This is a genomic window from Nitrosomonas sp. Nm166 (assembly GCF_900112825.1).
Lineage (GTDB): Bacteria > Pseudomonadota > Gammaproteobacteria > Burkholderiales > Nitrosomonadaceae > Nitrosomonas.
Genome location: NZ_FONE01000066.1, coordinates 1 through 9,813, shown reverse-complemented (window position 1 = coordinate 9,813; position 9,813 = coordinate 1). Strand labels below are relative to the sequence as shown.

14 protein-coding genes and 2 pseudogenes are annotated in these 9,813 nt (G+C 44.0%); 9 read left to right on the top strand and 7 right to left on the bottom strand.

All coding sequences use genetic code 11. The features are described 5' to 3' along the window. From BM021_RS13920 to BM021_RS13905, 4 genes are all read left to right on the top strand, one after another. The coding region (locus tag BM021_RS13920; RefSeq protein ID WP_143074347.1) for a transposase at positions 1-241 on the top strand (241 nt) is incomplete at its 5' end. A gap of 205 nt (positions 242-446) precedes the next feature. Continuing rightward, entirely contained in the window at positions 447-641 is a 195-nt protein-coding gene (locus BM021_RS13915; RefSeq protein WP_090721613.1) for a hypothetical protein, read from the top strand. 87 nt (positions 642-728) lie between these two features. Next, complete coding sequence (locus tag BM021_RS13910) at positions 729-1,004, top strand: hypothetical protein (protein ID WP_090721612.1); 276 nt, start codon at positions 729-731, stop codon at positions 1,002-1,004. 355 nt (positions 1,005-1,359) lie between these two features. After that, on the top strand, positions 1,360-1,632 hold the full coding sequence (locus BM021_RS13905) for a TMEM165/GDT1 family protein (RefSeq protein ID WP_090721611.1): 273 nt from the start codon (positions 1,360-1,362) through the stop codon (positions 1,630-1,632). A gap of 45 nt (positions 1,633-1,677) precedes the next feature. Here BM021_RS13905 and BM021_RS13900 read toward each other — a convergent pair whose 3' ends face one another. The 4 genes from BM021_RS13900 to BM021_RS13885 form a co-directional block, all read right to left on the bottom strand. Then, positions 1,678-3,018: an ATP-binding protein gene (locus BM021_RS13900; protein WP_090721610.1), complete on the bottom strand. Its 1,341-nt coding sequence runs from the start codon at positions 3,016-3,018 to the stop codon at positions 1,678-1,680. Then, on the bottom strand, positions 3,015-3,701 hold the full coding sequence (locus tag BM021_RS13895; RefSeq protein WP_090721609.1) for a response regulator transcription factor: 687 nt from the start codon (positions 3,699-3,701) through the stop codon (positions 3,015-3,017). The genes BM021_RS13900 and BM021_RS13895 overlap by 4 nt, the downstream gene beginning before the upstream one ends. An 80-nt stretch (positions 3,702-3,781) precedes the next feature. Further along, positions 3,782-4,072, bottom strand: a complete 291-nt coding sequence (locus tag BM021_RS13890) for a PepSY domain-containing protein (protein WP_090721608.1) — start codon at positions 4,070-4,072, stop codon at positions 3,782-3,784. 79 nt (positions 4,073-4,151) lie between these two features. Beyond that, positions 4,152-4,484 (bottom strand): hypothetical protein, encoded by a 333-nt coding sequence (locus BM021_RS13885; protein WP_090721607.1) that lies wholly within the window; start codon positions 4,482-4,484, stop codon positions 4,152-4,154. 567 nt (positions 4,485-5,051) lie between these two features. Between BM021_RS13885 and BM021_RS13880 the strand changes: the two genes are divergently transcribed. Both BM021_RS13880 and BM021_RS13875 read left to right on the top strand, forming a co-directional pair. Further along, on the top strand, positions 5,052-5,279 hold the full coding sequence (locus BM021_RS13880; protein ID WP_090721606.1) for a hypothetical protein: 228 nt from the start codon (positions 5,052-5,054) through the stop codon (positions 5,277-5,279). A 22-nt stretch (positions 5,280-5,301) separates the two neighbouring features. Further along, entirely contained in the window at positions 5,302-6,354 is a 1,053-nt protein-coding gene (locus BM021_RS13875; RefSeq protein ID WP_090721605.1) for a chymotrypsin family serine protease, read from the top strand. 261 nt (positions 6,355-6,615) lie between these two features. Here BM021_RS13875 and BM021_RS16330 read toward each other — a convergent pair whose 3' ends face one another. From BM021_RS16330 to BM021_RS13860, 3 genes are all read right to left on the bottom strand, one after another. Next, complete coding sequence (locus BM021_RS16330; protein WP_256207940.1) at positions 6,616-6,750, bottom strand: hypothetical protein; 135 nt, start codon at positions 6,748-6,750, stop codon at positions 6,616-6,618. A gap of 288 nt (positions 6,751-7,038) precedes the next feature. Then, on the bottom strand, positions 7,039-7,482 hold the full coding sequence (locus BM021_RS13865; RefSeq protein ID WP_090721603.1) for a nucleoside triphosphate pyrophosphohydrolase family protein: 444 nt from the start codon (positions 7,480-7,482) through the stop codon (positions 7,039-7,041). 242 nt (positions 7,483-7,724) lie between these two features. Then, on the bottom strand, positions 7,725-8,270 hold the full coding sequence (locus BM021_RS13860; protein ID WP_090721602.1) for a MazG-like family protein: 546 nt from the start codon (positions 8,268-8,270) through the stop codon (positions 7,725-7,727). Positions 8,271-9,117: 847 nt separating this feature from the next. On the opposite strand from BM021_RS13860, the pseudogene BM021_RS16325 reads away from it, so the two are divergent. The 3 genes and pseudogenes from BM021_RS16325 to BM021_RS16315 all read left to right on the top strand — a co-directional run. Further along, positions 9,118-9,225: pseudogene (locus BM021_RS16325) on the top strand (transposase); the annotation flags it as partial. 83 nt (positions 9,226-9,308) lie between these two features. Then, positions 9,309-9,503, top strand: coding sequence for a transposase (locus BM021_RS16320; protein WP_256207939.1), 195 nt, complete (start codon positions 9,309-9,311; stop codon positions 9,501-9,503). A gap of 15 nt (positions 9,504-9,518) precedes the next feature. Beyond that, positions 9,519-9,722: pseudogene (locus tag BM021_RS16315) on the top strand (transposase); the annotation flags it as partial. Between the last annotated feature and the right edge of the window lie 91 nt (positions 9,723-9,813).

The window sequence follows — 9,813 nt, the reverse complement described above, 5'->3', positions numbered from 1 at the left end:
GGTCAAGAACAAACCACTAACGCAACGACAATTACAACGCAATAGCCTGATTGCCAAAGTTCGCTACGTGGTAGAACGAACCTTCGGCAGCCAGACACGATGGTTCGGATCCAAGGCACTGCGTTATCGCGGTAACGCCAAAGCACATGCTTGGCATATTTTACCAGCCATAGCCTACAACCTGAAAAGATTGCCAAAATTGTATGTCGACAAGCAAATACAGGCACAATCATGGGAATAATCCGCCCGTCTAATCCGATAATGATCGGTTTGAAGCGATTATCCCTGGAATTTTTGCGAAAAGCTTACAAAAAGTACTTCATTGCTCACAAAAAAATCTGAACTGAATACGCTTCAGGTAAAGTTATGTTTTTGCAAAGGTCTCGGATAGTATTTTCATATCAATATTTTTCTTAAAACTGAAGAACCAAAAGCAGGAGGGCTTTATGAATTTAAGGGATAAATTGATGCTATCAATGATCGGATTGGTATTGATTATGTGGAGTAACGCGATGTGGTCGGCAATGCAAGCAATTACATTTGTGGAACCAGGCATCATTGCACTGAAGCATATTCCGGCTCAAGAGCATGCAGGCGGTGCAAATAAGAAATCTACTGCATTGATCGAGAATATTTTCTGATGTAAACGCTAGTCCACGCCACATAGAATTTTTACTACTGTCCTTAGGACGCAAGAACAGACTTTTAAATCAAATGAGGAGAAGGATATGTTCAAAAAAACAATTGCTGCGCTGTCATTCATTATCGCAACTGCTTTCGCAAATACTGCATTCGCTACGTGTAGTGCGGAAACCGAGAAGGATGGAAAAACTGCATGCGCAGCTAATCAAACTTGCTATCTGGTTGAAGGAACTTGCATTGATAAAAAGAGCCTCCCCGCCGGGAAAGCATGCAAAAAATCCGGCGTTTGCCAGAATATGTGTGTAAAAGAAGACGGCACAGAAATCAAGAGTGATGGCTCCGAAGCAGGAAAATGCAATTAGATATTTAATCTCACGGCATGGTGAATAACCGTGCAGCATTGGCGGGAATTGCAGCAGAACGCAACTTTGGTCAATCAACTGACTAAACGTTGCGTTTTTTCTTAAAAATTGATCACAGTTAAATTACTGATTACTGTTTAACAAAAGTACCATCCTGCTTGAATGGTGGCGTTTTTTCCGCGTCCATATAAAATAATCATACTGTCACATACTGCTCGTCAACATAAAAATTTCTGTTGCCCAGTTTGGGATGCCTGCGAAGAAAAAGCAATATAATCTCCAAATGCATAATGTTAATTTGAAGCAGGAATTCAGGTTTTCATGTTGTTTTTTTAGTGACTAGCACATACAGAAAATGGACTACAAAATATTACTCACGGTTTTTGCTACCGTATTTATTGCAGAATTGGGTGATAAAACGCAATTGGCTACGATGTTGTTTGCCGCAGACAAGGAAGTCAGCAAGCTGACGGTATTTATCGGCGCATCACTGGCGCTCATCGCGAGTTCAGCGGTTGGGGTTGTGGCGGGAAGTTTTATTTCCGAATATATCAGCCCGAAGCATCTACAGTATATTGCAGGTGCAGGGTTTATCATTATTGGCATATGGACGCTGCTAAGGGCCTGAAGCAGAATCACTGATTCTCAGATTAAACTGGTACAGTTTGAGACATTATTTTGTTTTCTTTAAGTAGATGGTCACGCACGCACCCCCGCCTGGATTATTCTCAATCGCCAGTTCCCCGCCATACACCTGGATGATATCGCGCACAATGGCCAAACCAATGCCGTGACCCGGGGTGGATTGATCGGCGCGTACGCCGCGTTCCAGAATTCGGGCGATTTCATGCGGCTGGATGCCAGGGCCATCGTCTTTGACTTGAATGACTACTTGGTTTTCCTGATAGTCAGCGGATAAAAGGATGCTGTGGCGGCACCATTTAAAAGCATTGTCGACCAGATTGCCGAGCAATTCCATTAAATCACCTTCGTCGATGCGCAGGCCGATAGTATCGTCGATCTGGATGGTAATTTGCGGATGTTTGTTGCGATAAGCTTTTTCCACGGTTGTTACAATTCTGTCAACCATGGGACGTAAGGCGATCTGCCCAATCCCCGGTGAACTGCTAGCAGTTGCAGCGCGGCGTAACTGATACTGGATAATGTTATCCATACGGTCAATTTGTTCGTGAATCGTTTTGCGCCGGGATTGCTCGTCTTCTTCGCTATTGATTGCACCTTGCAGCACGGCAAGCGGTGTTTTGAGGCTATGCGCCAAGTCGGCAAGACCGTTACGGTAGCGTTTCTGCTGCTTGTGTTCATGATGAATCAGAGAATTGATGCTATCCGTTAACAACTTTAATTCACGGGGATAACTACTTTTCAGGTTTTCCTGCTGACCGGATTCTATCGCGGCAAGTTCCGCAGAGACTTTACGCAGCGGTTGCAAACCCCAGCGCAATACCAGCATCTGTGTGACCAGCAGCAAAACAGCCATCACACTGAGCCAGCCCCACAGGTCTTCGCGATAACGTTCTATCTGCGCTTCAAACAACAGGGTGTCCGTAATCACGGTAAAGGTAAGCGGATAGTCGCCGGATTGCGTTTCCCAGGCAACACCATAGCTGTAAATAAAGTGAGGCTCATCGTCAATCATGATTTGCGCGAATTGTTTTTTGCCTTTCTCAAGCAGATCCACTGCTGGAATTGGCTTATTGAACGATGACGTGGAACGCCACGCGATCGTATTGTTATAGTCGATAATGAGCGCATAGGTATCGGAATTCACGTGACCGAATTCCGCATCAAGCAGATTGGTTGGCACATCCAGGGCACCGGATTCCTCCACTTCTGCATCGCCCATCAGCATAAGCAGCTTGGCAAATAAACGATCCTGCACTCCTAAACGCGCACTGTCATAAAAGGCACGATCCAGTGTCAAAGCAATGCCAATGATAAAAATCAATAAAACCAGCGTAGCGCTGAGCAGAATGCGCTGATTCAGCGACATCATGAAGATTTGTTGCACTCCAGTGTAAAGCGATAACCACGGCCACGCATGGTTTCGATCGGATTGAGGGTACCCGTGGGATCGAGTTTGCGGCGCAGACGGCCAACCATGACTTCGAGTACATTGCTGTCTCGATCTTCATCGTGGGGATAGAGATAATCAGCCAGGGTATGTTTGGAGAGCACTTCACCATAATGGCGTATTAATTCTTCCAGCAGGCGATATTCAAACGATGTCAGTTCAATAGCTTCCCCGTTCACGGTAACTGTTTGGGATGAAACATCCATGGTAATCGGACCGCACTTTAAGAGTGTTTGCGGAATGCCTGTCGAGCGGCGCAGCAACGCTTTAACGCGGGCTTGCAATTCTTCCATCTGAAACGGTTTAGTGAGGTAATCATCTGCGCCCATTTCCAGGCCTTGAACCTTGTTTTGCCAACTGCTTCTGGCCGTTAGAATCAGAATGGGCAGCAAACTACCTCGTTCACGCAACGTTTTGATGATTTCCAAACCGGATTTGCCAGGTAGCCCGATATCAATAATGGCCGCATCTAATGGATATTCAGTGGCAAAAAACAATCCCTCCTCCCCATCACTGCACGTGTCGACCATATAACCAGCCGCCTCCAGTTGTTGGCGAATCTGGCTCTGCAATTTGACTTCATCTTCGATGATCAGAATGCGCATTCTTATTCCTGAAATTCAAGTTGAAAGTGAAAATGATTTTGGACTTACGAGACAACAGCTGAGTTTCGAGCAAATCTGAGTTAGTGGCTAGAGATAATGGTTCCATCGGTTGCATTAATCAGAATAATGTGAATAGTTCCTTGATTGCTCAGTATTTTAATGCGATAGGCATTATCAGAATGATTAATTGCCAGCACACGGCCTTTGAAACGCTGTTGTGCAATCGAGATGGCTTTCTGCTCACTGATTCCGATCGACGAGTTACTGGTGCGGTAATAGTTTGAAGCATTGCTTTGCCAGCCAGCCGTTGCCTGGGTGGCTGAACCTGTCATGACCATCACTATCACTAAAATGCCCCGCAATCGGCTCATTACAAACAATCCCATGCGCTGGATATATAAGCCAAGCCGGTAACAGGACAGTATGATTGCCCATTACCAGCTTGTATCGTCAGAAGCGTATCATAAAGTCCATGTTTCCGGTACCAATGCCCATCATCACATTAGGAGGATAGCCATAAACCGGTGCTGATGGATAATAGTTATATCTTGGTCGCGGAAAATAGGGCTGACTAAAATAAACACGAGGTTGATTATAAATAAAATGGTAGCCCACGTGGTGATGTTGGTGATGTCGATGGCCGTGATGATGGTGACCATGATGATGGCCATGACCGTGCCCATGATGTCCTCTGCCTGCTTGCGCCAAAGTAGGTGCTGCTAATGTGAACATTAACAACATCATCAAAAAGAGGCGGGGCAGCATTGTTTTTGTGGTTCTCATTGCTATCTCCTTTCAGTTAATCGATTCAGGTTATTCCTGGTGACGCTAATTTACCCTGATCAATATGAATGGAAACTGAATAGGACGAAAAACCAATACCGAAGCAAAAAAGTCCTTTGGTCAAACACACTGCTCTGATTTCTTGCATTCGCCCCTTCTTCTGATTTTTCCTCGTATTTATCCAATTTATAAGCAAAAACTTAGGGAAACGCTAATTAATTGACTGCACGGGCGAATCGCTTTGTTGCGCGGTACTCGCTTCCTCGTCTATCTGATTGATATGTCTCGGTTGCTGCGTTCCGTGCGCCTCGCGCTTCATTACGTTCGCCGAATTAATAAGTGTTTCCTTAGATAAAAATAAGTGAAATGCTTATTCGCTTATCAGAGTGGCAGCCTTATTGTGAGAAGAAGGTAAGTATCTGGAAGAGTTCTGAACAAGTCGCAACTTGCCAAAATCGTGGCTAAACATTAAATCTAATTCTAATTAGGCACCCTGCACACTCAGATGCCTAACAACTACATGAACTCGGATAGCCCATGAGATCCCAAAATAGGAGGGAAATATGAATGAAGATTGAATTAGCAATGAAGAAGCACGAAGAACAGGTGATGCAGTTGCCCAATGTCACGGGCATCGGCATCGGAAAGAAGGCAGGGAAGGATGTGATCAAGGTGTTTGTGACGCGAAAGCTACCTGAATCCACCCTCCAATCCCATGAGATTATCCCAAAGGCGCTGGATGGTTACGAGACTGATGTCGAAGAGATCGGCATTGTGACAACCCAAACGTTATAACTCTAAAAGAAGGAGATGTGCCATGAACACAAAACAAGATGAAAGCAAAATGGTCTTGTCGGTGAAGGCCAAGGAAGAGACGGACAAAGCGCATTGCGCCGCTGTCGAGGAGTTCCTGGAGAGGCCAATGGCCAATGTAGTCGGTTTGGCAGAAGGGATTAAATGGAAAAATGGCAAGCCCACCGGCGAACCGGCTCTTCTCGTGTTGGTCACGCATAAGTTGGAAAAAGGCCAGGTAGACTCCAAGGACCTCGTACCGGTGAAACTGAGTGAAATGCAAACCGATGTCCTCGCCGTAGGCTACCCTTTCGCGGGCGGTGAGCCGCAGTCCTCAGGAACCGGAATTCAGACGCTCGGCAAACGCACCCGGCCAGCGCAAGGTGGCTACAGCGTGGGACACAAGAACATCACCGCAGGCACGATCGCCACCTGCGTCTATGATATTCTGCCCGGCGGTTCGGTCAGTCCACCCGTGCATGGTGTTGGGATTCCTAACAAGTACTATATTCTTAGTAATAATCATGTGCTCGCCAACAGCAACGCCGCTTCTCCCGGCGATGCCGTGCTGCAGCCGGGACCTTTCGATGGTGGAATCGACCCGTCGGATCGCATCGCTGCCTTAACGCGATTTATTCCGATTACCTTTAATCCGCCGACTCCATTGGCCAATCAAAATAACCTGGTGGATTGCGCCATTGCCGAGGGTCAATTCCATGATCTCAATCGACTGATCTGCTGGAACGGCCATGTACGGGGCTGGCGACGCAAAGCCAACGTCACCGTAGGAATGCTGGTTAAAAAGACTGGACGCACCACCAACTTCACCACCGGCAGAATCACCGCGATTAACGCAACAATTGATGTCGACTTTGGCAGCGGCAAGGTGGCGCGCTTTAAAGAACAGATCGTGACGACCAATATGTCCGCCGGCGGCGACTCCGGCTCTCCAGTGATGACACTGGATAACGTTGCGGTAGGGCTGCTGTTTGCTGGTTCTTCTACCTCAATGATCGCCAATCAGATAGAGAATGTGCGTTCACTGCTGAGAATAGAGGTTGCGGAGCAGATTCTGTAAACAGGTAGTGCTTTCTTAAAAGAACCAGTCAGGATGGGTAGGCAAGAGCAAAGCATTGCCCATCATAAGAGCTTGACCTTACTGCATCAGCGAGCACTTCATCAAGAATTTGCGCCTCATGCTCCAGATCTGTATGGGCCCTGTTTCGCAACTGGCGCTTACTGCGCGGGGCTTAGCCATATCAGCCGCCACTTTTGCAAAAAAGGGGTACGCATCGCGCAGGTCGCATCCCGGGAGCGCCCAATGGCCAATGCTGTATCTTCAATGCTCAATCCAGGCTGCAGCGGAAGCAATACTTACTGCTTGAACCAATCGTAATTCGTTCGCTGTCCTGGCATTATGCAACGAGGCACAGGCCGCATCGATGTATTCCGCTTCGCTCCCATTTCTCGCCATAACCTTTCACCGTTTGAAAATAGTTAGGCTGAATTATTCATGTTTCTGATGCAAATTAGAAATTACTACAACTACTACAACAACAATGATCGAACCCATCAGGACAAGATTGTTGTGAGCGTACACCATACAAACTTTAATTGACGCAAAGGAGGTTTGGCACGATAAAATCCTACACTAAATAGCTGAATTTGAACTGGCAGTCACTTCGTCAAATCGGATAACTGTCAGATCGAGTCTGAGCTACTACATCTATCTTAGAATAAGCCACATCATCAAAGTATAGTCTTAAACTTTGAGATGGTAATAAGCAATCTCAAGGCATTCTTCTAATGAATAATTATAAAATCTTGCGATGCCAGATAGCATAATCAATAAATCATCCACTATTGATCTGTAAGAATCCTTATCATTTACTGCATCGGACAGCCTTCCGAGCCCTTGCCATAACTCGTACATGAAGCTGCTAACGGAATCATGAGTATCATCAATTTTTGAGAGATCTGACTGTGCAATGAACTCTTCTATGTTATATTCATCCATAGCAGAAAGTACTATTAATCTAATAAAACAATTGCCGACATTACTCCTGCAATCTTCTTTAAAATTTAAAGATTTTGATAATTTGCCTGCTTCCGAAATAAGTTTCAGAGTTTGAGTCTTGTGATCAGATCCGCTGATCAAATTTCTCTCTTCTGCCCAACTGATTACATCTTGTATTAAATGATTCATAGCATTAATTCCTTTTTATGAAAGGCGATATTTTCATGAGTTCTTTCCGCCACTTGCAACGCATCGTCTAATTGATCATGATATCATTCTGCTGATTTGTTCCCGTAACGCTTCATACAGCCAAGAACCTCCAAATGCTGTTAAAAGCATGATGCATAGGATTGCCAAAATATAGAGTGCGCTCTGGAAAATTTTCTTAATCATTTATCTCCTTATCTTCCAAGTTTCATCAAAATAAAATTTCACGGTTCTACTTTAGATTCTCGATTTTTCAGAATAGCCTGTGCACCTTGGTAACTTTCGTCTGTATCCTTGATAAAGCATCCATCCAGAAGAATTCCATTGCGGTCTTTGATTTCATGATAGGAGATTTCGAGGCATTCTCTGAGACTTGAGCCTTGCATTTCAGAAATTTTCTTTAATCCAGCTACCATATACCCAATCTCCTCATTAAAAATTAAGCCCTTTATAACCGAATCAGAAATAATTCCGAGATAAAGGCCTAGCTCTATTAAGACAGATCTCGGATCATCACCAGAGACAAGAAAATTATGATCAATTTTTTCATTGATACATTCATCGATTATATAATTACTTGTAGCTGCCAAAATAATTAGTACTATTAGAGTATCTCCAATATCATCTCTACAATCTTGGCTATTTCGAATTGATCTGCATATTTCACCAAACTCTGAAACAAGCTTTAAAGCATGAGTCTTGGTATATGAAATATTAAGAAGTGTTTTTTCTTCAGCCCAAGCGATTATTTTTTGTACTAAGTCTTTCATTTGTTAGCCTTAAATTCTATGTCCCATACCCAAGGGTTTTGTCTCAAGATCCTTGTCGCTAATTGATTCTTATGGCTCTGATATGAAAATACCAATGACAAGTGTTGATTATTCTCTGTTTAATTCATCCATTGAAATGATCTGCATTATTTACACGATCAATACCCTCTGCAATTGCATCAGCTGAACTCATACTTATAAACTTCTAACACGAACATTCATTATCTTGAACCGAATTGATACTGATCGCGGCATGAAAAATGATGACTTCATTTTCCCGTACATTCGTTTTCATCAACGAATTCATATACTAATCCTAAGTTATCTTCAAAATATCCATAAGCGTCTTGTTTGAGTTTTCCTTTCATATTAGGATCGCACACACCATTGGTGTGTTTAAGATGGGTCACTTTTTGGTGTAGGGATCATTTTTTAACCCCTGAGAAACTGCTGGCGGGCGGAGCTGTACAAACTCCTCGCGGCAAGAAACGCTAAGCCTCCCTTTAATTTCTTGTCCAGTGCCGCCCATAGAAAAAACCCAGTGCACCTGCGAGGGAAGGTAGGGAGGTTGAATGGCGCACTGGGTGGGGAAATTTTCCAGCCATCCGACTACACAGTAATTGTGCTAGCTGGTACGGACTATTTATAAATACGTTGGCAGATATAAGAATAGGTTTAAAATATATTTTAAATCCAATTCCTAGAATTTTCTGTGCGGTTGCGCTCATACTGATAATTTCAATTCAAGTTCTTGGTTTTTAGGCATTCGTGCTATTGCAATAGTAGTGGTCTAAATCCGGACACCAAATAAGATTGTAAATATATTACTATCTTGAGGAGGTGCTCAATGACAAAACAACGATGATCATTCACAACTGATTTCAAACGAGAAGCAGCTCAACTGGTAACCCGGCAAGGGAATACGATTATCGAAGCCAGCCGTTCGCTGGGTATAAAGACTCCTGCATAACTCTCACTAACAGCTCCTAAGCTATTAAAATAACGAGCAATAAAAACCAACCGGAGCAGAAGATACAAATGAGTTTTGGATCAGTGGAGTTGGACCGACGCCTGAATCAAAACAATGTACTGAAGAAGATTAATGCACTGATTGACTGGGAGAAGTTATGCCCAAATCTTGCCGCTTTATATAAGCGTGAGCAATCGAATAGTGGCGGGCAGGAGCCATTTGATACGTTGATGATTTTTAAAGCAATTCTGCTTGATCAATGACACAGTTTATCGGATGCGGCACTGGAACAAGCCCTGTATGTTCGAATAGATTTTATCCATTTTTGTGACTTATCCTTGACGGATGCGGTACCGGATGAAACGACACTATGTCGCTTCCGTAACTGCTTGGCGATGAACGATAAGCTGGATGGTCTCTTGGGTTCGATCAATGAAAAAATTCAATTGCATGGCTTGATGGTCAAAGGTACAACGGGTTAGCCTGGATATTGCACGAGCATCAAAAATAAGAGCGAATTTGCCAGAGATTCATTTTTCAAGGGGGATAAATCGAGTTTCTATTCAGAATTTA